Raw genomic sequence first — 22,672 nt, forward strand, 5'->3', positions numbered from 1 at the left:
GTGATGCCCAGTGGCACAGCGGGAATGGGTCGAACAGGACTTCTACAAGGAGCTGGGCGTCAGCTCCGGAGCGACCGCGGACGAGATCAAGAAGGCCTACCGCAAGCTCGCCCGTGAGCTGCATCCGGATGCGAATCCGGGGAACACGCAGGCCGAGGAGCGCTTCAAGCGGGTCTCGGAGGCGCACGCCGTGCTCTCCGACCCGGCCAAGCGCAAGGAGTACGACGAGACGCGGCGCCTGTTCGGCGGCGGTCGCTTCGGCTCCAGTGGGTCGGGCGGTTACGGCGGCGGCGCAGGCGGTTTCGGTACCGGCGGCTTCGGCAACGCGGGAGGCGGTTCGGGCGGGTTCTCCTTCTCGGACATCTTCGACGGTGCGGCATCCGGCAACGGCGGTGGTGGGGGCTTCGGGGACATCTTCGAGGGTCTCTTCAACCGTGGCGGCGCGGCGCAGGGCGGCCCCGGCCCCCAGGCCACGCGGCCCCGTCGGGGCAGCGATCTCGAGTCGGAGATCACGCTCGGCTTCCGGGACGCGACGCTCGGCGTGACCACGCCGATCACGTTGACCTCGCCGTCGCCGTGCACCACCTGCCACGGTTCCGGCGCCAAGCCGGGAACCAGCCCGCGGGTGTGCCAGTCCTGCAACGGTTCCGGGCTCGTGAGCCGGAACCAGGGGGCGTTCAGCTTCTCCGAGCCGTGCCCGGACTGCCGCGGCACCGGCTCGGTGATCGACGACCCCTGCACCGACTGCAACGGCACCGGTGTCACCGTGCGCACCCGCACGGTGAACGTCAAGATCCCGCCCGGGGTCAAGGACGGCCAGCGCATCCGCCTGGCCGGCCAGGGGCAGGCGGGGATGCGCGGGGCACCGTCGGGCGACCTGTTCGTGACCGTGCAGGTGAAGGCCGACGAGGTCTTCAGCCGCAACGGCGACGACCTCCTGGTCACCCTGCCCGTCAGCTTCTCGGAGCTGGCGCTGGGCGCCACCGTCACGGTGCCGACGCTGACCCAGTCCGTGGGGGTGAAGATCCCGCCGGGTACCACCGACGGCCGCACTCTCCGGGTGCGCGGCCGGGGTGTGCCCAAGCGGGCCGGCGGACACGGCGATCTGCTCGTCAAGGTGCAGGTGGCGGTCCCGCCGTCGCTCGACGATCGGGCCCAGGAGGCGCTGCGCGCCTACACCGAGGCCGAGCGCGCGAGCGGATTCGATCCGCGCAGCGGCTGGGCCGGTGCAGCGCGCGGCGCGAGCGGCCCGGGGGCGTGACGATGAACGGCGACAAGCGGTTCCCCGACGATCCGGACGCACACGTGTTCATGATCTCGGTGGCTGCGCAGCTCGCGGGGATGCACGCGCAGACCCTCCGCACGTACGACCGTCTCGGGCTCGTCACGCCCGAGCGGTCGGCGGGCGGGGGGCGGCGCTACTCCACGCGCGACGTCGATCTGCTGCGCGAGGTACAGCGACTCTCGCAGGACGAGGGCGTCAACCTGGCCGGTATCAAGCGGATCATCGACCTCACCAATCAGGTCGACGCGCTGCAGCGCCGCGTGGAGGAGCTCACCGCTCAGGTCGAGACCGCGCACCGCACCGGCACCGAGCTGGTGCACGTGCCGAAGTCCTCGGCCATGGTGGTCTGGCAGCCCCGGAGCCGGCGCCGCTGAACCCGGTCCTCCGGGTCACAGCGGGTCGTGCAGCACGTCCTCCGGGGCGGCCCCGCGGGCGATCGCCGCGTCGCGGGCGGCGCGCAGCAGGCCCTTCGGGCCGGCGATCAGCACCTGCCGCCCGGTGAGGTCGAGGTCGGCCATCGCGTCGACCAGCGAGCCGTGGCGCAGCGGGAGGCTGCGATACGCCGTGGCGGGATGCTTGAGCCACCACGGATCCCGCCGCGCATCGGTCACCTGCGTCACCTTCAGCCACGGATTGGTGGCGGCCAGCGGCACCAACGAATCCGAGTCGTAGAGCAACCCCGGCGATCGCGCCCCCACCAGGAGGTGCACGTCGGGGTTGTCGGCGTTCATGCCCATGGCCAGCAGGATCGACTTCATCGGTGCGAGGCCCGTACCCCCGGCGATCATGGTGACCGGACGGTCACCGTCGGGCCGGAGGAGCCCGTGGACCTGCCCGAAGTGCCACAGGTCCCCGGCCCGGGTCTCGGCGAAGACCGTGCTCGAGACGTACCCGCCGTTGACCGACCGGATGTGGAACTCGACCTGGCCCTGCGTGTTGGGCGGTACGGCGATCGAGAGCGGGCGCCACTGCCGCGGGACCTGCGGGATCTGCGTCTCCACATACTGGCCGGGCCGGAACAGGAGGGGCTCGTCGGTGACGAGCCGAACCACGGCGAGCCCCGGGTGCGGCCGGAGCACCTCGACGACGCGGCCCGTGCGACGGGCGGGCGTGGGATCGGAGTGGGCGCCGCCGCGCATCACGCCGGTCAGCAGCCGCACCCCCTGCTCGAGCACGTCGGCGTCCTCGGGGTCCAGGCCGCCGTGCGGACGGTAGACCGCGTGCACCTCCGCGATGAGCGCGTCGGTCATCGTGTCGTAGTTCGCCTCGGTGAGCCCGTACTTGCGGTGGTCGCGGCCCAGCTGCGCGAGGAACTCGATCAGCTCGTCATGGCCCTCGGTCCGCGGGATCGCGGTGAAGACGTGGTCGAGCACCCGGTGGAACACGGCCCGGTGCGCCGTCATGCTGGCGGGGAACAGGTCGCGCAGCGACGGATCCATCGCGAAGAGCCGGGCGAACAGGTTCTTGGTGAACTCGTCGGCCTGGGGGCGGATGTCGGCCGCGATCTGCGCCAGACCGTGCCGTGAATGCGACCCCACCTCGCGTCCGCTCCTGCCCGTCGGAACCCGTACCTGACCCGACCATCGTACGTGCAGGCGCAGGTCGAGCACGGGAAAGCGGATCGCACGCGCCGGGGCGGGCCGGGGCGTGGGCGATCGAGTACATTCGTTGCAGGAGCCCGCGGCATCGCGCCGCGGGTTCGTCCTGTGCGAACCGCCTCGTCGGATCGCCGCCGAATCGTTCGAGCTCGAGAGAGGGCCCGTCGCCATGCTCGCCTTGCGGAACCGTCGTCACCTGCGTCGATTCGGATACGGCGTCGCGCTCGGCGCGGGTATCGCGATCGCCCCGTTCGCGATCGCGGCCGCCTCCGCGGACGCCGGCCCCGGGCACGGCGGTGGCGTGAACACGACCGGCGCGCAGCCGGTGGCCGCGCAGGGCATCGCGCACGCGCAGCAGGCGAAGCCGGTCGCCCTGGCGAAGCCCGCGGTCCGGGTGGCGCCCCGCGTCGCCCCCGCGGGCGGTAGCAGCGCGCCGCGCATCCAGGCGGCCGTCGATCGCCGACCGGTCGTCGTGATCGGCGCCTCGGTGTCCGCGGGCAAGGAGGTCCCGAGCGTCGACGCCTACCCCCGCCAGGTCCGGGCGATCTCCGGTCGCCCCGTGCTGGTCAGTGCTCGCAGCGGCGCCGGCTACGCGGACGGCTCGATGGCGCAGCTCACCCGCGCCGCCGACCTGCCGCGCGCCAACCCGTCGCTGGTCGTGCTGCAGGCCGGCACCAACGACGTGGGCGCGTCGCCCGGCGTCGTCGCGGGCCAGGTGCGGCAGGTCGTGTCGACGGTGCGCCGGCAGGCGCCCGGTGCCAAGATCGCCGTGGTCACGGTGTTCCCGTCCATCCACAACGGGGCCGCCGCCCGCAGCACCGACGCCGCGATCATCGGTGCCGCGCGCGCGGTCGATCCGTCCGTCGCCGTGATCTCGCCGTTGAACGAGGGCTGGACCTACCGCGCTGCGGCCGACGGCCACCCGGGTATCGCCGCGCACGAGCGCCTCGCCGAACGGGTTTCTGCACTCGCCTGAATCCGGCGTTAGCCTGAGGCGATGACGTCCAGGATCCCGCGACCGCCTCTTCCCGAGGACGATGCCTTCCTCGTTCCGGCCGCGGGGTGGGCGGACGCGGCGCCCGGCGCGATCCTGCGGAGCCGCCGGGGCGAGCTCGGCGTCTTCGGCGGCGTCCGGATCCCGCATCGTGCCTGGCAGGTCCAGTACCGCACCGCCGACCACAGCGGCGCGCCGCAGACCTCCGTCGCCACGCTGATCCTCCCCGCCGGCGCCGCCGACGGTCCGCGGCCCCTGCTCTCCTTCCAGTGCGCGATCGACTCGCTCTCGCCGCGCAGCTTCCCCTCGTACGCGCTGCGGCGCGGCGCCCGCGCGTACGGCTCGGCGACCCGGTGGGAATTGCTCGTCATCGGGATGGCACTGTCCCGCGGCTGGGCGGTCGTCGTGCCCGATCACGAGGGCACGTCCGGGAACTGGGGCGTGCCCCGCGAGTCCGGGTACTGCACGCTCGACGGGATCCGCGCCGCCCGCGCCTTCGCGCCCTTCGGTGTCCGCCCGCAGGACCCGACGGTGCTGTTCGGCTACTCCGGCGGCGGCCTCGCGACGGCCTGGGCCGCGGAGCTGCAGCCCACCTACGCGCCGGAGATCGCGCTCGGCGGTGCCGTGCTCGGCAGCCCCGTCGGGAATCTCCGCAGCACCTTCCTGCGGCTCGCGGGCGGCCCCTTCGGCGGCCTCGCACTCGCCGTCGTCGCGGGCCTCTACCGCGCCTACCCGGACTTCCGCACCGACCTCGACGCGCACAGCACGCCCCGGGCGCGGGAGCTGCTCACGAGCGCCGCGGAGTTCAGCACGATCGGGGCGGTGGCGCGGTTCCGCGGCTTCGACGTCGGATCGGTCCTGACGATGCCGCTCGAGGAGTTCCTGGCGCGGCCCGCACAGGTGGCGATGTTCGCCGATATCGAACCCGGGCGGGCGGCACCGTCGTGCCCCCTGCTGGTGGTGCAGGCCGTCCACGACCCGATCATCTCCGTCGACGATGTCGACGGCCTGGTCGCGACCTACCGGGAGCTGGGGGCCACCGTCGACTACCTGCGCGACGGGGCGTCCGAGCACCTCACGGCCCTGGTGCTGTCCGTGACGCCGAGCCTGGACTGGCTCGCCGCGCGGATCGCGGGGGTGCCGGCGCGGGACCGCACCCGTTCGACGGTGCTCGCCGCGCGCCCGGGCGTCTGGGGCGGCCTGCTCCGGCACGGCGCGGTCGTGGCGCGGATGGCCGGTGGTCGGGTGCTCGGGGCGCGGCGGATCAGCCCCGCCGCGTAACGTGAGTTGCGGAAGTTATGCATGTGGCGGGTGTTGTGTCAAGATGTCGGCATGAGCGTGTCGCGTTTAGGGGCAATCGTCGGGATCGGTGTCGTCGTGGCGGCCGTCGGTGCGGCACCGGTGGCCGCCGTGCCCGCCGCGCAGGGCTCCGACGGCCGCCCGATCGTGGTGATCGGCGCGTCGATCTCGACGGGGTACGAGGTGGCCGGCGTCGTGGCCTACCCGCGGATGATCAGCGCCATCGCCGGCCGCTCGGTCTACCTCAGTGCCCGCAGCGGTGCGGGGTACAACGACGGTGCGATCGCCGGGCTCACGCAGGCCGCGAACCTGCCCGCGCACGACCCGTCGCTGGTCGTGGTGCAGGCGGGGTCCAACGACGTCGGCGCCTCGACCTCCGCGATCGACGCCCAGGTGCGGCAGGTCATCACGACGGTGCGCCGGCAGGCGCCGAACGCCAAGGTCGCGCTGATCACGGTGTTCCCGACGGTCCGCGGTAGCGGCCCCGACGCCCGCGCCACCGAGGCCGCCATCGTGGGCGCGGCCCGGTCCGTCGATCCGACGGTGTCCGTCATCTCGCCGCTCAGCGAGGGCTGGGTGTACGGGGCCAGCGCCGACGGCCATCCCGATGCCGCGACCCATCAGAAGCTCGCGGAGCGCGTCGCCGCGCTGGCCTGAGCGACGAGGATCACAGTAAGCTCCTGACTTGAGTGGAACAGACTCAAGGCTATGGCGGTTGAATCTGTCAGTAGGCATACTTGAGTGGACAGCGCTCAGGTTGCACGCCATGTTCCGTCCCCGACCGCAGGAGGTCTACTCAAGTGGATTCGTTCAGCCCCACCACCAAGACGCAGGCCGCGCTGACCTCGGCACTGCAGGCGGCGTCCGCCGCGGGCAACCCGGAGATCTCTCCGTCGCACCTGCTGGTGGCGTTGCTCGACCAGACCGACGGGATCGCCGCTCCGCTGCTCAAGGCGGTGGGTGTGGATCCCGTCACCGTGCGCAACCGTGCGCAGGAGACCGTCGACCGCAAGCCGAAGGCCAGCGGGTCCAGCTCCACTCCGCAGCTCAGCCGTGAGTCGATCGCGTCGATCAGCGCCGCGCAGAAGCTGGCCACCGAGATGGGCGACCAGTTCGTCTCCACCGAGCACGTGCTCTACGGTCTCGCGGAGGCCGGCGGCGAGGCCGCGCAGGTGCTCGGCGACGCGGGCGCGAACCCGCAGTCGATCCGCGACGCCTTCACGGCCGTCCTCGGCAGCGCGAAGGTCACCTCGGAGAACCCGGAGGGCCAGTACCAGGCGCTCGAGAAGTACTCGACCGACCTCACCGCGCGGGCCCGCGAGGGCAAGCTCGACCCGGTCATCGGGCGCGACAACGAGATCCGTCGTGTCGTGCAGGTGCTCAGCCGTCGCACCAAGAACAACCCGGTGCTGATCGGCGAGCCCGGCGTGGGCAAGACGGCCATCGTCGAGGGCCTGGCGCAGCGCGTCGTCACCGGCGATGTGCCGGAGTCGCTGCGCGACAAGACCGTCGTCTCGCTGGACCTGGGTGCGATGGTCGCCGGCGCGAAGTACCGCGGCGAGTTCGAGGAGCGGCTCAAGGCCGTGCTCGACGAGATCAAGGACTCCGCCGGCCAGATCATCACCTTCATCGACGAGCTGCACACCATCGTGGGTGCCGGCGCCACCGGCGATTCCGCGATGGACGCGGGCAACATGATCAAGCCGATGCTCGCCCGCGGCGAGCTGCGGCTCGTGGGCGCCACCACGCTCGACGAGTACCGCCAGTACATCGAGAAGGACGCCGCACTCGAGCGCCGGTTCCAGCAGGTGCTGGTGGGCGAGCCGTCGGTGGAGGACACCGTCGGGATCCTGCGCGGCCTCAAGGAGCGCTACGAGGTGCACCACGGCGTGCGCATCACGGACTCCGCCCTCGTCGCCGCCGCGTCGCTGTCGGACCGCTACATCACGTCGCGGTTCCTGCCGGACAAGGCGATCGACCTCGTCGACGAGGCCGCGTCGCGCCTGCGGATGGAGATCGACTCGCGCCCCGAGGAGATCGACGCCGAGGAGCGGCTGGTCCGTCGTCTCGAGATCGAGGAGATGGCGCTGTCGAAGGAGTCCGACGACGCGTCCAAGGACCGCCTGGAGAAGCTGCGCGGCGAGCTCGCCGACCACAAGGAGAAGCTGGCGCAGCTGAACTCGCGCTGGCAGAACGAGAAGGGCGCCATCGATTCGGTGCGCGCACTCAAGGAGCAGCTCGAGACCCTCAAGGGCGAGTCGGAGCGCGCCGAGCGCGACGGTGACCTCGGCCGGGCGGCGGAGCTGCGCTACGGCCAGATCCCCGCGCTGGAGAAGGAACTCGACGAGGCCGTCGCCCGCTCGGGCGCCGCGTCCGACGGCGAGGTCATGCTCAAGGAGGAGGTCGGTCCGGACGATGTGGCCGACGTGGTCTCCGCCTGGACCGGCATCCCCGCCGGCCGCATGCTCGAGGGTGAGACCGCGAAGCTGCTGCGCATGGAGGCCGAGATCGGCAAGCGCGTCATCGGCCAGACCGCTGCGGTCGAGGCCGTCTCGGATGCGGTGCGCCGCACCCGGGCCGGCGTCGCGGACCCGAACCGGCCCACCGGCTCGTTCCTGTTCCTCGGCCCCACGGGCGTGGGCAAGACGGAGCTGGCGAAGGGGCTCGCGGAGTTCCTCTTCGACGACGAGCGCGCCATGGTCCGCATCGACATGTCCGAGTACGGCGAGAAGCACTCCGTCGCAAGGCTCGTCGGTGCGCCCCCCGGGTACGTCGGTTACGAGGCCGGCGGTCAGCTGACCGAGGCCGTGCGGCGCCGCCCCTACACGGTGGTGCTGTTCGACGAGGTCGAGAAGGCGCACCCGGATGTCTTCGACGTGCTGCTGCAGGTGCTCGACGAGGGCCGGCTCACCGACGGTCAGGGTCGCACGGTGGACTTCCGCAACACCATCCTGATCCTCACGTCCAACCTGGGCGCGGGCGGCACGCCCGAGCAGGTGATGGCCGCGGTGCGCGCGAAGTTCAAGCCGGAGTTCATCAACCGGCTCGATGACGTGCTCATCTTCGACGCGCTGAGCTCGGACCAGCTGACCGGCATCGTCGACATCCAGCTGGACCAGCTGCGCAAGCGGCTGAGCCAGCGCCGGCTGGAGCTCGAGGTCTCCGACGAGGCCAAGGGCTGGCTCGCGGAGCGCGGCTTCGACCCGCTCTACGGTGCCCGCCCGCTGCGCCGGCTGGTGCAGCAGGCCATCGGCGACCAGCTCGCCAAGGCACTGCTCGCGGGCGATGTCCGCGACGGCGACGCGGTGAAGGTCACCGTCAGCGACGACGGAGACCGGCTCATCGTCGGCTGACGCCGAGCGATCCGCGCACGGCACGGTCCCGTCCTCCTTCCGGAGGGCGGGACCTTTCGCTGTCCGGGGGCGGATTGGGGGCTTGCTAAGCAGGGAGGCACGACCTACTGTGAACGGCGTTCAGAATTAGATATGGCTCACCTAAGTAGGAGTCCTATGGCGACCGACCCGTCCACATCCGCTCTCGACGCCCCGCCCGCGACGGCACCGACGACCCCGCCTCAGGCGGAGCCGGCGTCGGCGAAGGCGCAGCACCGCGCGGGCGCCGCCGCGCTGAAGGACCTCACGCGACCGGTGGCCGGTGGGCTGGTGCTGGGCCGCGCCATGGCGGTGGTCTCGGCGGTGCTCGCCGTGGTGCCCTACATCGCGCTGGTCCGGATCGGCGCGCTGCTCCTCGATGCGGCGGCGACCGGTGCCGCGGTCGATCGGGCCGCGGTCGACCGCTGGCTGCAGATCCTCATCGTGAGCTTCGCCGCCCGCCTCGGGATCTACCTGGCGGCCCTCGCGGTCACGCACGTCGCCGACCTGCGGTTCGGGCACCACGTCCGGCAGCGGATGGTGGACCGGATCGCGCGCGTGCCTCTGGCCTGGTTCACCGCCACCAACTCGGGCCGTGTCCGCAAGTCCCTGCAGGACGACATCGGGACGGTGCACCAGCTGATCGCGCATCAGCCGGTGGACGTCACGAATGCCGTCGTGATGCCGCTCGCCCTGATGGTCTACGCCTTCGTCATCGATTGGCGCCTGGGCCTGCTGTCGATCGGGACGCTTCCGCTCTACGCCCTCGCGATGGCGTTCTCGGCTCGTGGCATGGGTGAGATGACCGTCCAGATGGACCGCCGCCTGTCGACGGTGTCCGCGCGGACCGTCGAGTTCGTGACCGGGATCGCCGTGGTCAAGGCCTTCGGCCGGGTCGGACGGGCGCACCGCAACTATCAGGAGGCGGCCGACGAGTTCCACACCTTCTACGCGGACTGGGTGCGGCCGCTCGTCCGGATCTCCGCCGTGGGCTCGTCGTTCCTCGCGGTGCCGTTGATCCTCCTCGTGAACGTGGGCGGCGGCGCCGTCCTGGTGCACGGGGGAGCGGTGACGGCCGCCGATGTCCTCGCCACGTCGCTCATCGCGCTCCTGGTCCCGTACACGCTGGAGGTGATCATGCACTCCACGTGGTCGCAGCAACTCGCCGGGGCCGCGGCCCTGCGGTTGCAGGAGGTGCTCGAGACGCCGGTGCTCCCGGACGTGGCGGCCGCCGCGCGGCCGGAGGGGCACGACGTGGTGTTCGAGAACGTCGCCTACTCGTACGGGGGCGACGACGGTGCGCTCGCCGTCGACGACGTGAGCTTCACCCTGCGGCAGGGCACCGTGACGGCGTTGGTGGGTCCGTCGGGATCCGGGAAGTCGACCATCGCGACGCTGCTCGCCCGGTTCGACGATCCCCGGTCCGGCACGATCCGCATCGGCGGCGTCCCGGTCGACCGCATCGCGGACCTGTACGCGCACGTCGGTTTCGTGCTGCAGGACCCGCAGCTGCTCTCGATCAGCATCCGCGACAACATCGCCCTCGGCCGGCCCGACGCCGACGACGAGCAGGTGCGCGCGGCGGCACGTGCCGCCCGGATCCTCGACGAGATCGAGCGTCTCCCAGAAGGTTTCGACACGGTCTACGGCGCCGGTACGGGACTCTCCGGCGGGCAGGCCCAGCGGATCGCCATCGCCCGCGCACTCCTCGTCGACGCGCCCGTGCTCGTGCTCGACGAGGCGACCGCACTCGCCGACCCCGAGGCGCAGGCCGAGATCCAGCAGGCCCTGTCGGCGCTCGTGCGCGGCCGCACCGTGCTCGTGATCGGACACCGGCGGGAGACCATCAGCGGCGTCGACCAGATCGTCCTCGTGGACGAGGGCCGGGTCGTCGCCACCGGCACCCATGACGACCTGCTCGCCGAGCCCCGCTACGCCCGGCTCTGGCGCCGCGGCGCGACCCCGTCCGCCTCGACCGAAGGAACCCGGCGATGATGAATCTGCCTCTGCTCGACATCGTTCCGCGGGTGCGACGCATGCTCTCGCGCCCCGAGGCGTTGGGCGTCGTCGTCGCGCTCGCGGTGCTCGCGGGCCTCGTCGAGGGGCTCGCGCTGGCCGCGTTGCTCCCCGCTGTCTCCGCGCTCGCGAGCGGCGGGCCGGTGTGGGGGATGGGACTGGCGGGGTGGCTCTGGGTGCTCGCCGTACTCGCCGGCGCCAGCTTCGGCGTCAACTACCTCTCCAGCCGCCGGTCCTACGCCGCGGCCCTCGACTTCCTCGCCAGCATCCACCGCCTCGTCGGCGACCAGGTGGCCAAGCAGCCCCTGGGATGGTTCGCACGGCCGCGGGCGGGCGCGCTGTCCCGGGTGGTCTCGACCGAGCTGATGATGGCCGGAGAGATCCTGGCGCACATGCTCTCCCCGATCGTGGCGCGCTCGGTCGCGGCGGCGGTCGTGGTCGTGGCGGCCTGGCTGTGGAATCCCGCGCTCGGCCTCGTCCTCACGATCGCGGTGCCCGCCTTCGTCGCCATCACCCTGGTGTCGACGGCGCTGCTGCGGAAGGGGCGCTCGATCCACGAGCCCGAGGAGACGGTGCTCGCGCACCGGATCGTCGAGTACTCGCAGTGCCAGGGCGCACTGCGATCATGCGGCCGCAGTGATGATTTCGTGCCTTTGACCGATGCGATGAACGGGGCGACGGCGGCCAAGAAGCGTGCGCTGTGGTTCGAGATCGCCGGACTGCTCACCAGCGGGATGGTCTCGCAGGGCGTGATCGTCGTGCTCATCACGGTCACCGGAAGCCTCGCCGTATCCGGCGGACTCGCGCCGATCCCCGCGCTCGCCTTCATCGGTCTCGCGCTCCGCTTCACCTCCACTCTGTCCGAGATCACCAGCAGCGCGATGGCGCTCGAGTCCCGCCGGCCCCTGCTCGATCAACTCGACGAGGTCTTGACGGCCGTGCCCCTGCCGGAGCCCGGCGCACCGTCGGACCTGCCCGAGCCGGGGGCGATCGCGTTGGAGGGCGTCACCTTCGGGTACACGCCCGACGGTCCGCCCGCGCTCCGCGATGTCTCGCTGCGGGTGCCGGCCGGGAGCATGGTCGCGCTCGTCGGGCCGTCCGGCAGCGGCAAGACGACGGTGGCGAAGCTCGTCAGTCGCTTCTACGACACGACCTCCGGGCGCGTTCTCGTGGGCGGGACTCCGGTCACCGAGCAGACGACCGAGCAACTCATGGGGCAGCTGTCGATGGTCTTCCAAGACGTCTACCTCTTCGACGACACGCTCCGCGCGAACATCGCCGTCGGGCGCGAGGACGCGACCGACGACGAGATCCGGCGCGCCGGCGAGACCGCCGGCGTCGCGGAGATCGCGCGCCGGCTGCCGTTGGGCTGGGACGCGCCGGTCGGCGAGGGTGGCCGCGCACTGTCGGGCGGGGAACGGCAGCGGGTGGCGATCGCCCGTGCACTGCTCAAGCGTGCCCCGGTCGTGCTGCTCGACGAGGCCACCTCCGCGCTCGACGTGGAGAACGAGGCCAACATCGTCGCGGCGGTGGAGCAGCTGCGGCGCGAGGCCACGGTCCTGATCATCGCGCACCGGCTGAACACGATCGCCGACGCCGACCTCATCGTTGCGCTCGCCGCCGACGGATCGGTCGAGGCGGTCGGCACGCACGACGAGCTCCTCGCGGCCGGCGGCACGTACGCCGCCTACTGGGAGCACCTGCGGACCGCACAGGGATGGCGACTGACGAATTAGAGTGCCGGGTGTGGCACAGGGCGATGGGATCACGCGGAAGGTCGGGCGGAAGCCCGCCTTCGACGCCGACGACGTGATCGACGCGGCATTCGCCGAGGGCGTCGACCGGTTCACGATGGCGGCGGTCGCGGACCGGCTCGGCGTGGTCACCCCGGCGATCTACCGCGTCTTCAGGTCGCGGGACGAGATCGAGGCCGCCGCACTGCGAAGGGCCGCCGCGAGCATCGCGCTCCCCGCTCCCGGATCCGATTGGCGCGCGGTTCTGCGGATGTGGGCCGACGAGTGTTGGAAGGTCTGCGAGGACCACCGCGGGCTGACTCGCGCCGTGTTCGCGAATCCGATCGCGTTCAACCACATCGAGCACGTCGCCGCCGCGTACGCCGGCGCGCTCGCCGCGGACGGCTGGACCGTCGGGCAGTCGGCGTTCGCCCTGGACTTCCTCGGCGACACCGTCTTCGCCTCGCACCTGGGCATCCAGGCCATGCGCGCGGTGGACGACTCCGGCGAATCCGGGTACGACCGGGCGCGCCGGGCCGCCGCGGACGACGCCGTCTTCCGGCCCGAGCCCGCCTGGATCGACCGGACCGCGCTCGACGCCAAGGTCGACTTCATCATCGCCGGACTCGCGGACCGCCGCCCCGGCCTGTAGCTGCCTACTCGGCGCGCAGGATCCCGGCGTGGAAGTCCTCGACCAGGGCGTCGACGGTGCCGCGGGCGTCGAACCGGTTCGTGCCGATCACCCCCGTCGGCCCGCGCTTGCACCAGCCGGCGACGTACACGCCGGGGAGGGCGGCACCGTCGGGCCCGAGGACGCGACCGTCCGTGTTGGGGATGGTTCCGGTGGCCTCGTCGTAGGGGACGCCGGGCACGGACGTGCCCCGCAGTCCGATCGACGCGAGCACCATGCCGCAGTCCAGGCTCCCCGGCGCTCCGTGGTCGTCGAAGGCGACGGACAGCGCACCGTCGGAGACGGTGATGCCGGTGGGCGGCGTGCCGAACCGGAGCACCACCCTGCGCTCGCCGGACCCCGCGGAAGCAGGCGGAAGCGCCCGCAGCAGAGCCAGTTTCTGCGTGCGATAGAACCGCGTCTGCTCGTCGGCGTCGTCGTCGGAGGGCTCGACGAGGTCCTCGGGCTCGACGACGACCGGCACGGTGCGGGCGAGTCCCACCAGCTCCGGCGACGTGAACGCCGCGTGCTCCGGGCCGCGCCGGCCGAGCACCACGACCTCCCGCACCTGCGAATCCCGCAGGGCGACAAGGGCCTCGTCGGTCATATCGGTACCGACGAAGGTCTCGGGGTCGGCGGTGAGGATCCGCGCGACATCGAGCGCGACGTTCCCGTTGCCCAGGACCACCACCCGTTCGTGCGTGAGATCGACGGAGAGACCGGCGAAATCGGGATGGCCGTTGTACCAGGCCACGAGGTCCGCGGCGGCGATCACGCCCGGCAGCTCCGCGCCCGGCAGGTCCAGCGTGCGGCCGTGCAGCGATCCCACCGCGTAGACCACGGCGTGGTGCGTGCGCGCCAGGTCCTCGTGCGAGACCTCCTCGCCGACCCGCACCCCGAGGTGCGTCGTCACGCCCTTCTGCGCACGGGATTTCGTGAACTGCTCTTGGACCTTCTTGGTGTCGGCGTGGTCGGGTGCGACGCCGAACCGGACCAGCCCGCCCGGCTCCGCCAGGCGTTCGTACACGTCGATCTCGGCGCGGACGTCGATCCGGCTCTGGAGCTCGCTCACCACGTAGTGCCCCGCCGCGCCGGCGCCGACCACGGCGATCCGCAGCGTCGCGGCGTCCGAGGCGGGGCGTTTGCGGCCCAGCCGCGGGTCGGCGTACGGGTGGTCGCGATCCGCCGACGAGCCCACCGCCCGGTAGTACTCGGCGTTCATGGCCTCGAACGGCGCCATCTCCGTCGTCAGCTCGTAGTCGGTGGTGATCGCCGAGACGGGGCACGCGTCGATGCAGGCGCCGCAGTCGATGCACACGTCCGGGTCGATGTAGAGCATCTCCGCGGTGGCGTACTCCGGCTCGTCGGGCGTGGGGTGGATGCAGTCCACCGGGCACTCCGGCACGCACGACCCGTCGTTGCAGCAGTTCTGGACGATCACGTGGGGCATACCTCGATAGTGGGCCTCGGGCCGCGCCGGAGCAAGGAATCGGGCCGCGTGTCAGGCTGGATTCATGACCACGCTCACCCCGCACATCGCCCGGTCCCCGCGCCACACCACCGCGTACCTCGCGTCCGGGCCGGTCGACGGTCCGCTGCTCGTCTTCGTGCACGGCTGGCCCGAGCTCGGGTACTCCTGGCGGCACCAGCTCCGCGCGCTCGGCGCGCTGGGCTTCCGCTGCGTCGCGCCGGACATGCGCGGCTACGGATCGTCGACGGTGCACCCGGACAGGACGGCCTACCGTCGGGAGGAGGCGGTGGCCGACATGCTGGAGCTGCTCGCCGCGCTCGGCCGGAGTAGCGCGATCTGGATCGGGCACGACTGGGGCGGGCCCGTGGTCTGGAACATCGCGACCCATCACCCCGAGGCCGTCGACGCCGTGGCCTCGCTCAACGTGCCGCACTTCCCGTCGACCGGGCCCACTCCGTTCGACCTCATCGACCGCGACAAGTACCCCGCCGACGAGTACCCGTACGGCCAGTGGGACTACCAGGTGCACTACCTCAAGGCCTTCGACGAGGCGACGGCCCAGTTCGAGAGCGATCTGCCCGGCCTGATCGCGGCGCTGTTCCGCAGTGGCGACCCGCGGCATCTCGACGGTCCCGCGCCCACCGCGCTCGTGACCCGCAACGGCGGCTGGTTCGGCGGCGGCCCCGTGCCGCAGCTGCCGCTGGACCCGGCGGTGCTCACCCCCGAGGATCACGCCGTCTACGTCGCGGCCTTCGAGCGGAACGGGATGGCCGGCCCCAACTCCTGGTACGTCAACACCCCCGCCGACATGGAGTACGCCGCGACCGAGATCGACGGCGGCCGCATCGACAAGCCCGCCCTGTTCCTGCACGGCCGCTACGACGCGACCCTGGACACCGTCGGGACCCGTCTCGCCGACCCGATGCGGGCGGCGTGCACCGACCTCACCGAGGTGATCGTCGACTCCGGGCACTGGATGGGCGAGGAGAAGCCCGCCGAGGTCAACGCGGCGATCGCGGGCTGGATCGCGCGCAGCGTGCCCGGGTCCTGGCCGGTTACGCTGCGTGCATGAGCAGTGTTGCTGATGTCGCGGATGCCAAGTACGTCCTGCTGACCACCTTCCGCAAGGACGGCACGCCCGTCGCCACGCCGATCTGGGCCGTGCGCGACGGCGCCGATCTCGTGGTGTGGACCGTCGCCGATTCCTGGAAGGTCAAGCGGCTGCGGCGCAACCCGTCGGTCCTGGTCCAGGCCTGCGACACCCGCGGGAAGAAGACCTTCGGGCCCGAGGTCGCGGGCACCGGCGAGGTCATCGACGGCGGCGAGGCCGGGGCGAAGATCGCGAAGAAGTACGGCGTCCTCGGGTGGCTCACCGTCACCGGGTCCAAGATCCGACGGGGCGCGGGCGGCACCGTCGGGATCCGGGTCCGCGACGCCGCCTAGGCGTCCGCGGATCGCCACTGCTCGACGACGGGCTGCAGGTACCCCGCGAGCTGCGGTAGCTGCGGGACCAGCGCCAGCGCGGTGATCGCGCGGAGTACGCCAACGGCACTGACGAACTCCAGCACGTCGGGGCGCAGGCCGCGGATGCCGGCGGCCGCCGCGCCGCGGTCGTACGCGGCCTCCAGCTCGCCGCCCAGCGTCGCGAGATCCCACTCGACGGGGCCCAGCGTGACCAGCTCGAAGTCCGCGTACCTCAGGCCGTCGACGCCGGCGAACATGTTTGCCGGCGGGCAGTCGCCGTGCACCGGCTGCAGTTCCACGCCGGGGAACCTGGCCTCGAAGGCGGCGCGGGAGCGGACTGCGGGCTCGAGCGCCGCCCACTCGGCGCGGGCACGTGCTACGTCCGCGGCGGGCAGCAGGTCGGGGCGGCCCGCGAGGAGATCCAGGCCGGCCGCGACGCCGTCCGGATCGGCCGTCGTGAGGAAGCCCAGCTCACCCGGGTAGTCGCGCAGCGCGGCGTGCAGCCCGGCTGTGCTCTCGGCGTTCGCGGTGTAGTCGGGCTCGGCGGCCTCGTCCTCCTCGACGTACTCCCAGAAGGTCATCGAGAAGCCGTCGCGTTGCACCGGCCGCGCGGGCACCAGCGGCGACGGCACCAGGACCGGGACGCGGCGCGCGGCGAGCCACGCGGTCACGGCCAGCTCGTCGGCCTGCCTGCGCGCGAGCGTCTCCGGGGTCTCGGTCGACGGCAGCACCGTCGGGATGCGGACCACCACGGGCGCCGGCTCCAGCCGCACCACCACGGAGAACAGGTCGTGCAGCACCGTCGCGCCGCTGACGTCGAGGCCCAGCTCGCGGGCGGCGCCGATCGCGGCGTCGACGGCGGCGGCCGTGCGGGCGGCGCGTTCGGTGTCGGTCATGTCGTTCACGCGGGCCATGATGTCCGATTCTTCGTGCGAAGTCGAAGGATTTGTCGAACCTTCAGCGCGTCGTGGCGAGGAGCCCGACCATCGCGAGCACGACCACACACCCCGCGAGCACCAGGTGCGATACGGGCGGCCGCGTCCGCAGGGTGAACACAGCGGCGGCGGCCACGGCGAGGCACGCGATCGCCGCGGGCGCGCTGGGCACCGCCCGCGCGACGATCGCGCAGGTCAGCACCAGTGCAACGGCGGTGCGCACGCGTGCCAGCAGGGTCCGCTCGGCCGCCTGGGTCGACGGTGCGCTCACGTCACGGCCCTCACGTCACCAGGAGCGAGACGGCGAGGACGGCGCCGGCGAGGACGATCAGCGCGGCGAGGACCAGCGTCGCGGGGGTGCCGCGCAACTCGCGACGGGTGCGCATCGCGCCCTCCACCGACAGCCAGCGGACGAAGGCGTAGCCCGCCAGTGCGGCCGCGACGAGGAGCAGCGTCACGACCAGGGGCGTTCGCACAGGCTCGGGCACGACGTGCGGCGCGAACGCCTCCAGTCCCACCGCCGCGGCGATCAGGCCCAATGAGGTCCGGATCCAGGCGAGGAAGGTGCGCTCGTTGGCGAGAGTGAAGCGCACGTCCGGCGGCTCGCCCTCGGTGAGGTCGCGCGGCGGCCACAGATGTCCCACGCCGACAACGCTAGCGGGGGTCATAGAGATTCGCCCGCCACATTCACAGGTAGGTCTCAGACATGCCGAATAGGTTCGCGCTTGGTGTCGTCGAGGCGCTGTGTCGGTACGGAACGGACGTCAGGGAGGTGGTCGCCGTGGGTGGTGACTCTCGCTCCCGCAGCCCGTGGCCCGCGGTGCTGCTGTGCCTGCTCGGCATCGGCGTGGTCGGTGCGGGCATCGCGTACGCGCTGCACGTGTCGTCCGAGCTGGGCGGGTCCCGGCGCGTCATGCCGGCCGCGCAGTCCGCCGGCGTCCCGGTGAGCGACTCGAAGACCGTGGCCATCACGCCCGGCCGCGAGGTGATCGGCGCCGTGCTGTCGGTTGGCGATGATGCGATCGTCGTGCGCTCCGCGCCGGGTGGGCAGACCGTGGCGCTCAAGACCGGCCCCACCACCCAGGTGACCACGACGCACGGCAGCAGACTGACCGACATCGAGGTCGGTGATGTCGTGATGATTCAGGTGAGCGCGGACGGCAGGGCGGCGCTCGCGATCTACTCCGGCCAGATCTCCGTCGCCGGTACCCCATCGGTCGGGTGAACTCCCCGGTCGACCCGCTACTGTAGGTGTCGATGTCGTACGTAGTGTTCCTGATTCTCGCGGTGGCGTGCGCGGCGCTCGCAGCCGCGCTCATCTGGTATGAGCGCACCCATTCGCCCAACATGCACTCCGAGCGCGCCGATTGGGCCGCGGCGAGGGAGTTCGTCTACACGGCGGCGGACCCGTCGCTGCACGACGAGTTCCACCGCGGCGGCATGGCGGTCGCCGGCGATCCCGCGATCATCGACGTGGCCCACGGTGCCTACTTCGGAGCCGCCGCCTACGTCTTCGACCTGCAGGACGTGGTCACGGTCGCGGCCGTCAACCGGGGCGCGTCGTCCGGCGCGTTCCTGGACCTGCGGCCCGGGAACGCGCTCCCGCCCACCGAGCCGGGCATGGAGCCGCTGGGCTCGCTCGGCCCACGGGTGCTGTACACGAACAACGCCGAGGTCGCGCGCCGCGTGGCCGACCGCCGGATGATCACCTTCGCCGAGCAGGTGCCCGAGCACATCGAATCGCTCTGGAACGAGGGGGAGTGGACGCTGGCGGCGATGCCGACCACCGACGATCCCGAGGACCTCGATGAGGCGCTCGAGGCCGTCCGCCGGTTCGGCGACCTGCTGCGCGTCCTGCCGCCGGAGGGCCACGCCCGCGTGCTCGCCTCGGGCGGCCCGCGGGATCCGGGGCAGCCGGAGCCCGTCCGTTCGGAGGGTCGACGACGGTGACCGCCGGGGCAGACAAGGCGCGGCTCGCCGAGCTGGTGCGTGAGCTGGCCGTGGTGCACGGCAGGGTCACACTCTCCAGCGGCCGCGAGGCGGACTACTACGTGGACCTGCGCCGCGCGACGCTGCACCACGAGGCCTCGCCGCTCATCGGAGCGCTCCTGCGCGAGCTCACCGCGGACTGGGACTACGCCGCCGTCGGCGGGCTGACCCTGGGCGCGGACCCCGTCGCGACCGCCGTGATGCACGCGCCCGGCCGGCCGATCGACGCGTTCGTGGTCCGCAAGGCCGCGAAGGCGCACGGCATGCAGCGCCAGGTCGAGGGGCCTGATGTGGTGGGCAAGCGCGTCCTCGTCGTCGAGGACACGACCACCACCGGCAACTCGCCGCTCACGGCGGTGCGTGCGCTCCGGGAGATCGGCGCCGAGGTGATCGGCGTCGCGACCGTCGTCGACCGCGCCACCGGCGCTGCCGATGTCATCGCCGCGGAGGGCCTCGAGTACCGCTCGGTGCTGGGCCTTTCCGACCTCGGGCTCTGACGGGCCGGTGACCGGCGAGGAGCCCGGGCCGGTTCCCGAGCACGATCCCGACCTCGGGCCGACCGAGTGGGTGACGGGCCTGCCCGGGCCGCACACCGTCGGGCTGGGGCCGTGGGAGACGGAGAACCCCGGGGTCCCGGCGCCGGTCGATCCCCGCTACGACCCGCAGCTGCTCGCCGAGGGCGACCGCCGCAATGTCGTCGACGCGTATCGGTACTGGACGCGCGAGGCGATCGTCGCCGACCTCGACGCCCGCCGGCACCCCTTCCATGTGGCGATCGAGAATCTGGGCCACGACGCGAACATCGGCACCGTCGTGCGGACCGCGAACGCCTTCGGGGCGCAGGCGGTGCACATCGTGGGGCGTAAGCGGTGGAACCGTCGGGGCGCCATGGTGACCGACCGCTATCAGCACCTGCACCACCATCCGGACACCGAGGCGCTCGCGGCCTGGTGCGCCGCCGAGGGCCTGCCCATCATCGCCGTCGACAATCTGCCGGGCTCCGTGCCGCTGGAACGCGCGTCCCTGCCCCGACGGTGCCTCCTCCTCTTCGGGCAGGAGGGCCCGGGCGTCTCCGGGGGCGCGCGGCACGTGGCGGGTTCGACGGTGTCCATCGCCCAGTTCGGCTCGACCCGCTCGATCAACGTGGGGGTGGCGGCCGGCATCGCCATGCACGCCTGGATCCGCGAGCACGCGGACCTCGACGCGTCCTGGTGACGCCTATCGGGCCCTACTCGCTGTACCAATCGGCCAGGTCGCCGTCCGTCAGTTCGAAATCGTCCACGACGGTCACCAGGCCACTCCATGCCCCAGGGGTACGTGTCTGCGCCATGCCTTCGATCCCCGAATCACCCATGCACCCACGGTAGGCCTTATGGCCGTGTTCCGCGCCTGAGTTGTCGGTGCCCCGTCGTAGCCTGCGGAATCGGGGGGAAGGAGTTCGACATGCAGGCACAGGCATGGATCGCGTTGGGTGCAGCGCTGGCGGCATTCGTCATCGCGATCGTCACGCTCGCGCAGAAGCATCGTGCGGACAATCGGAAGGAATGGTGGGTCCGGTTCCAGTGGGCGCTGGCTCTGGCGTTCAGTGGAACCGAGGCGGAACAGTCGTTCGGGTGGCGGATTCTCGAGGATCTCACAGCGTCGCCGCTCATCACAGGTACCGAGTCGGGGCTGGTGACAATGGTGGGTGACATGCGTACCGTGGACGAAAACGACATGGATCCAGAAGGTCAGGAGGGGATGGAATGACGAACGTGGAGGAGGGCACTCGTCATGATCTCCGGATCCGTCGCCTCGCCGCACGGGTGTCGATCGCGGGTCGGCGGCGGCAGAAGCTTCCGGTCCCACAGCAACTCATTGATTTCGCCGATGGCAAGGCCGATGAGCCCGGTATCTCAGCACCTGCGGGATGGATGCTACCGAGCCCCGGGATGACTCAGAGGGAGCGGTCCGAGTTGAGGACGATGAACGTCCGACGGGCTGCCGCGAGGGTGTCGATCGCCGGCCGGCGGCGGCAGAAACTGTCTGTTCCGCAGCAGCTCATCGACTTCGCTGACGGCAAGGTGGATGATCCGGGTCCCTTCTGACCTGCCGAGGCGCACACCTGTCGGCCGGTCGTGATGTGATGTCACCATGACGGTGGTCGAGTGGAATCAACGCGCCGCCGCGGCGCAGGCGGCGGTGGTGGAGCGGCACCTGCGGCCCGTCTGGGGGATCCCCGCTACGCGCCTCGGTATGCCCGCCTATCCCGCCTCGCGGCGGGACGCGCTGTTCGTCAGCTGGAACTACTGGTGGCAGGCCCACCTACTCGACGTCGCCGTGGACGCGTACGTGCGGGACGGCGCACCGTCCACCAGGAAGCTGGTGCTGCGGATCGCCCGTGGGCACAGGCTGCGGAACCTGTTGCGCGTCACCAACTCCTACTACGACGATATGGCGTGGATGGGGCTGGCGCTGGAGCGGGCCCAGCGGCACGCGGGCCTGAACGCCGCGCGGCGGCTGCGCGTCCTGCGTGACGAGCTGTACGACGCGTGGGTACCCGAGGCGGGCGGCGGCATCACCTGGCGCACGAAGGGGCTGTTCCTCAATGCCCCGGCGAACGGTCCCGCCGGCATCTTCCTGGCCCGGATGGGCCGCTTCGAGCGTGCCGAGGAGACCTCGGACTGGCTGCAGCGCCGGCTCCTCGACCCGGCCACCGGGCTGATCGACGACGGGGTCGACGGCGACTACGCGGATCCCGAGGGCGGGAAGCGCTACCCGGAGAAGTACTCGTACAACCAGGGCGTCACGATCGGGTTGGACACGGAGCTCTCGTCGGACCTGGCGCCGCGCCACGCCGAGCGCACCGCCGCGCTCATCGCCGCGGTCTCCGAGCACATGACCGAGGACGGAGTCGTCACGGGCGGCGGCGGGGGCGACGGGGGCCTGTTCAACGGCATCCTCATCCGCTACCTGGCGCTTGCGGCGCTGCAGCTTCGCGGCCCGGGGGCCGACGATGCCCGCGAGGCTGCGGCCGAGATCGTCCTCGCCTCGGCCGAGGCCGCGTGGCACGGCACCCGCGAGATCGACGGGCGGGTCATCTTCTCCGCGGACTGGACCCGCGACGCCCGGATCCCGGGCTCCACGGACACCCCCGCCTACTTCACAGGCGGCACCGTCCGCGGCAGCAGCACCCCCGAGCGGGACCTGTCCGTGCAGATCGGCGGCTGGATGGCGATGGAGGCCGCCGCGGCGCTGGCGCGGAACTGAGAGCCGGCCTCCGAGGGCCTCGGCGGATACCAATAATTGGTATTCTCTCGCCATGGCGTCGAACACTTCGATCAGTCTGGACGATCACTTCTCGGAGTTCCTCGCTCGTGAAGTGGCAACGGGGCGATACCGATCCGCGAGCGAGGTCGTGCGCGCCGGCCTACGGCTGCTGGAGGATCAGGAAACGCGGATGTCTGCGCTCCGTGCTGCATTGGTCGCGGGCGAGGAGAGTGGCCCGCCCGAGGACTTCGACTTCGACGCGTTCATCGCGGACAAGAAGGCATGAGCAGGTATCGGCTCACCCCCGGCGCGCGAAGTGATCTCTCCTCCATCTGGGACTTCACGGAGGAACGCTGGGACCTTGGTCAAGCGGAGACCTACCTGTCCGAGATCAGGGCCGCTCTCGAACGCATCGCTGCAGAGCCGAGTAGGGGCCGACGGTGTGATGAGGTGCGCGACGGCTATCGCCGCTACGGAATCGGGAGTCACCTGATCTACTACCGCGAGCGCGATCACGGGGTGGATGTCATCCGGATTCTCCATCAGCGTATGGATCCCTCGCGCCACCTCTGATCTCCGTCACGAGCGAACCGTTGCG

At 71.6% G+C, this 22,672-nt stretch carries 25 protein-coding genes; 20 read left to right on the top strand and 5 right to left on the bottom strand.

Features of this window, described 5'->3' with window-relative positions; genetic code table 11:
* Positions 1 to 10 precede the first annotated feature (10 nt).
* Both dnaJ and HF999_RS01545 read left to right on the top strand, forming a co-directional pair.
* Positions 11 to 1,261, top strand: a complete 1,251-nt coding sequence (gene dnaJ / locus HF999_RS01540) for a molecular chaperone DnaJ (RefSeq protein ID WP_168544187.1) — start codon at positions 11 to 13, stop codon at positions 1,259 to 1,261.
* A 2-nt stretch (positions 1,262 to 1,263) separates the two neighbouring features.
* Positions 1,264 to 1,659, top strand: a complete 396-nt coding sequence (locus tag HF999_RS01545; RefSeq protein WP_168544410.1) for a heat shock protein transcriptional repressor HspR — start codon at positions 1,264 to 1,266, stop codon at positions 1,657 to 1,659.
* A 15-nt stretch (positions 1,660 to 1,674) separates the two neighbouring features.
* Here the strand turns inward: HF999_RS01545 and HF999_RS01550 are convergent, their stop codons facing one another.
* Entirely contained in the window at positions 1,675 to 2,823 is a 1,149-nt protein-coding gene (locus tag HF999_RS01550; RefSeq protein WP_168544188.1) for an FAD-binding oxidoreductase, read from the bottom strand.
* Positions 2,824 to 3,052: 229 nt separating this feature from the next.
* Here HF999_RS01550 and HF999_RS01555 point away from each other — a divergent pair, with 229 nt between their 5' ends.
* From HF999_RS01555 to HF999_RS01585, 7 genes are all read left to right on the top strand, one after another.
* Positions 3,053 to 3,859 carry an SGNH/GDSL hydrolase family protein gene (locus HF999_RS01555; RefSeq protein WP_168544189.1) on the top strand — a complete coding sequence of 269 codons (807 nt, stop codon included), beginning with the start codon at positions 3,053 to 3,055 and terminating at the stop codon, positions 3,857 to 3,859.
* A gap of 21 nt (positions 3,860 to 3,880) precedes the next feature.
* On the top strand, positions 3,881 to 5,158 hold the full coding sequence (locus HF999_RS01560; protein WP_168544190.1) for a lipase family protein: 1,278 nt from the start codon (positions 3,881 to 3,883) through the stop codon (positions 5,156 to 5,158).
* Positions 5,159 to 5,209: 51 nt separating this feature from the next.
* Entirely contained in the window at positions 5,210 to 5,833 is a 624-nt protein-coding gene (locus tag HF999_RS01565) for an SGNH/GDSL hydrolase family protein (protein WP_168544191.1), read from the top strand.
* A 143-nt stretch (positions 5,834 to 5,976) separates the two neighbouring features.
* Positions 5,977 to 8,529 (top strand): ATP-dependent chaperone ClpB, encoded by a 2,553-nt coding sequence (gene clpB / locus HF999_RS01570; protein WP_168544192.1) that lies wholly within the window; start codon positions 5,977 to 5,979, stop codon positions 8,527 to 8,529.
* Between the two features lie 156 nt (positions 8,530 to 8,685).
* On the top strand, positions 8,686 to 10,542 hold the full coding sequence (locus HF999_RS01575) for an ABC transporter ATP-binding protein (protein ID WP_168544193.1): 1,857 nt from the start codon (positions 8,686 to 8,688) through the stop codon (positions 10,540 to 10,542).
* Positions 10,539 to 12,299 carry an ABC transporter ATP-binding protein gene (locus tag HF999_RS01580; RefSeq protein WP_312853979.1) on the top strand — a complete coding sequence of 587 codons (1,761 nt, stop codon included), beginning with the start codon at positions 10,539 to 10,541 and terminating at the stop codon, positions 12,297 to 12,299. Before HF999_RS01575 ends, HF999_RS01580 begins: the two co-directional genes overlap by 4 nt.
* A 10-nt stretch (positions 12,300 to 12,309) precedes the next feature.
* Positions 12,310 to 12,948, top strand: coding sequence for a TetR/AcrR family transcriptional regulator (locus HF999_RS01585; protein WP_312853980.1), 639 nt, complete (start codon positions 12,310 to 12,312; stop codon positions 12,946 to 12,948).
* A 4-nt stretch (positions 12,949 to 12,952) separates the two neighbouring features.
* On the opposite strand, the gene HF999_RS01590 is transcribed toward HF999_RS01585, so the two are convergent.
* Positions 12,953 to 14,416, bottom strand: coding sequence for an FAD-dependent oxidoreductase (locus HF999_RS01590; RefSeq protein WP_168544194.1), 1,464 nt, complete (start codon positions 14,414 to 14,416; stop codon positions 12,953 to 12,955).
* Between the two features lie 64 nt (positions 14,417 to 14,480).
* Here HF999_RS01590 and HF999_RS01595 point away from each other — a divergent pair, with 64 nt between their 5' ends.
* Both HF999_RS01595 and HF999_RS01600 read left to right on the top strand, forming a co-directional pair.
* Positions 14,481 to 15,509: an alpha/beta hydrolase gene (locus tag HF999_RS01595; RefSeq protein WP_168544195.1), complete on the top strand. Its 1,029-nt coding sequence runs from the start codon at positions 14,481 to 14,483 to the stop codon at positions 15,507 to 15,509.
* Positions 15,506 to 15,880, top strand: coding sequence for a PPOX class F420-dependent oxidoreductase (locus tag HF999_RS01600; protein WP_168544196.1), 375 nt, complete (start codon positions 15,506 to 15,508; stop codon positions 15,878 to 15,880). Before HF999_RS01595 ends, HF999_RS01600 begins: the two co-directional genes overlap by 4 nt.
* On the opposite strand, the gene HF999_RS01605 is transcribed toward HF999_RS01600, so the two are convergent.
* The 3 genes from HF999_RS01605 to HF999_RS01615 all read right to left on the bottom strand — a co-directional run bounded on the left by HF999_RS01605 (position 15,877) and on the right by HF999_RS01615 (position 17,504).
* On the bottom strand, positions 15,877 to 16,797 hold the full coding sequence (locus HF999_RS01605; protein WP_168544413.1) for a phosphotransferase: 921 nt from the start codon (positions 16,795 to 16,797) through the stop codon (positions 15,877 to 15,879). The two genes, HF999_RS01600 and HF999_RS01605, sit on opposite strands and share 4 nt — an antisense overlap.
* Before the next feature lie 61 nt (positions 16,798 to 16,858).
* Positions 16,859 to 17,107 (bottom strand): hypothetical protein, encoded by a 249-nt coding sequence (locus HF999_RS01610; RefSeq protein ID WP_168544197.1) that lies wholly within the window; start codon positions 17,105 to 17,107, stop codon positions 16,859 to 16,861.
* Between the two features lie 10 nt (positions 17,108 to 17,117).
* Positions 17,118 to 17,504: a YidH family protein gene (locus tag HF999_RS01615; RefSeq protein ID WP_168544198.1), complete on the bottom strand. Its 387-nt coding sequence runs from the start codon at positions 17,502 to 17,504 to the stop codon at positions 17,118 to 17,120.
* 38 nt (positions 17,505 to 17,542) lie between these two features.
* Here HF999_RS01615 and HF999_RS01620 point away from each other — a divergent pair, with 38 nt between their 5' ends.
* The 9 genes from HF999_RS01620 to HF999_RS01660 all read left to right on the top strand — a co-directional run bounded on the left by HF999_RS01620 (position 17,543) and on the right by HF999_RS01660 (position 22,647).
* The gene (locus HF999_RS01620) at positions 17,543 to 18,061 is read left to right on the top strand and encodes a hypothetical protein (RefSeq protein WP_168544199.1); all 519 of its coding nucleotides are present in this window, start codon (positions 17,543 to 17,545) and stop codon (positions 18,059 to 18,061) included.
* 32 nt (positions 18,062 to 18,093) lie between these two features.
* Positions 18,094 to 18,786, top strand: coding sequence for a TtfA family protein (locus tag HF999_RS01625; protein ID WP_168544200.1), 693 nt, complete (start codon positions 18,094 to 18,096; stop codon positions 18,784 to 18,786).
* A complete protein-coding gene (pyrE, locus tag HF999_RS01630; RefSeq protein ID WP_168544201.1) occupies positions 18,783 to 19,322 on the top strand; it encodes an orotate phosphoribosyltransferase in 540 nt (179 codons plus the stop codon). The genes HF999_RS01625 and pyrE overlap by 4 nt, the downstream gene beginning before the upstream one ends.
* A 7-nt stretch (positions 19,323 to 19,329) precedes the next feature.
* On the top strand, positions 19,330 to 20,040 hold the full coding sequence (locus tag HF999_RS01635; RefSeq protein WP_168544202.1) for a TrmH family RNA methyltransferase: 711 nt from the start codon (positions 19,330 to 19,332) through the stop codon (positions 20,038 to 20,040).
* A gap of 228 nt (positions 20,041 to 20,268) precedes the next feature.
* Positions 20,269 to 20,574 carry a hypothetical protein gene (locus HF999_RS01640; protein WP_168544203.1) on the top strand — a complete coding sequence of 102 codons (306 nt, stop codon included), beginning with the start codon at positions 20,269 to 20,271 and terminating at the stop codon, positions 20,572 to 20,574.
* A complete protein-coding gene (locus tag HF999_RS01645) occupies positions 20,571 to 20,912 on the top strand; it encodes a hypothetical protein (protein WP_168544204.1) in 342 nt (113 codons plus the stop codon). The genes HF999_RS01640 and HF999_RS01645 overlap by 4 nt, the downstream gene beginning before the upstream one ends.
* A gap of 46 nt (positions 20,913 to 20,958) precedes the next feature.
* Entirely contained in the window at positions 20,959 to 22,074 is a 1,116-nt protein-coding gene (locus HF999_RS01650; RefSeq protein WP_168544205.1) for a glycoside hydrolase family 76 protein, read from the top strand.
* A 52-nt stretch (positions 22,075 to 22,126) separates the two neighbouring features.
* Positions 22,127 to 22,360: a type II toxin-antitoxin system ParD family antitoxin gene (locus HF999_RS01655; protein WP_168544206.1), complete on the top strand. Its 234-nt coding sequence runs from the start codon at positions 22,127 to 22,129 to the stop codon at positions 22,358 to 22,360.
* A complete protein-coding gene (locus tag HF999_RS01660) occupies positions 22,357 to 22,647 on the top strand; it encodes a type II toxin-antitoxin system RelE/ParE family toxin (protein ID WP_168544207.1) in 291 nt (96 codons plus the stop codon). Before HF999_RS01655 ends, HF999_RS01660 begins: the two co-directional genes overlap by 4 nt.
* Positions 22,648 to 22,672: the final 25 nt, after the last annotated feature.

The sequence above is a fragment of the Tsukamurella spumae genome, assembly GCF_012396015.1.
Classification (GTDB): domain Bacteria; phylum Actinomycetota; class Actinomycetes; order Mycobacteriales; family Mycobacteriaceae; genus Tsukamurella; species Tsukamurella spumae.

Coding starts and splice junctions, on each gene's coding strand:
- HF999_RS01580 (WP_312853979.1), top strand. CDS start 10,539: ATGATGAATCTGCCTCTGCTCGACATCGTTCCGCGGGTGCGACGCATG.
- HF999_RS01655 (WP_168544206.1), top strand. CDS start 22,127: ATGGCGTCGAACACTTCGATCAGTCTGGACGATCACTTCTCGGAGTTC.
- HF999_RS01625 (WP_168544200.1), top strand. CDS start 18,094: ATGTCGTACGTAGTGTTCCTGATTCTCGCGGTGGCGTGCGCGGCGCTC.
- HF999_RS01575 (WP_168544193.1), top strand. CDS start 8,686: ATGGCGACCGACCCGTCCACATCCGCTCTCGACGCCCCGCCCGCGACG.
- HF999_RS01645 (WP_168544204.1), top strand. CDS start 20,571: ATGACGAACGTGGAGGAGGGCACTCGTCATGATCTCCGGATCCGTCGC.
- HF999_RS01605 (WP_168544413.1), bottom strand. CDS start 16,797: ATGACCGACACCGAACGCGCCGCCCGCACGGCCGCCGCCGTCGACGCC.
- HF999_RS01565 (WP_168544191.1), top strand. CDS start 5,210: ATGAGCGTGTCGCGTTTAGGGGCAATCGTCGGGATCGGTGTCGTCGTG.
- HF999_RS01600 (WP_168544196.1), top strand. CDS start 15,506: ATGAGCAGTGTTGCTGATGTCGCGGATGCCAAGTACGTCCTGCTGACC.
- HF999_RS01595 (WP_168544195.1), top strand. CDS start 14,481: ATGACCACGCTCACCCCGCACATCGCCCGGTCCCCGCGCCACACCACC.
- HF999_RS01590 (WP_168544194.1), bottom strand. CDS start 14,416: ATGCCCCACGTGATCGTCCAGAACTGCTGCAACGACGGGTCGTGCGTG.
- HF999_RS01650 (WP_168544205.1), top strand. CDS start 20,959: ATGACGGTGGTCGAGTGGAATCAACGCGCCGCCGCGGCGCAGGCGGCG.
- HF999_RS01640 (WP_168544203.1), top strand. CDS start 20,269: ATGCAGGCACAGGCATGGATCGCGTTGGGTGCAGCGCTGGCGGCATTC.
- HF999_RS01555 (WP_168544189.1), top strand. CDS start 3,053: ATGCTCGCCTTGCGGAACCGTCGTCACCTGCGTCGATTCGGATACGGC.
- HF999_RS01545 (WP_168544410.1), top strand. CDS start 1,264: ATGAACGGCGACAAGCGGTTCCCCGACGATCCGGACGCACACGTGTTC.
- HF999_RS01620 (WP_168544199.1), top strand. CDS start 17,543: ATGCCGAATAGGTTCGCGCTTGGTGTCGTCGAGGCGCTGTGTCGGTAC.
- HF999_RS01560 (WP_168544190.1), top strand. CDS start 3,881: ATGACGTCCAGGATCCCGCGACCGCCTCTTCCCGAGGACGATGCCTTC.
- HF999_RS01615 (WP_168544198.1), bottom strand. CDS start 17,504: ATGACCCCCGCTAGCGTTGTCGGCGTGGGACATCTGTGGCCGCCGCGC.
- HF999_RS01660 (WP_168544207.1), top strand. CDS start 22,357: ATGAGCAGGTATCGGCTCACCCCCGGCGCGCGAAGTGATCTCTCCTCC.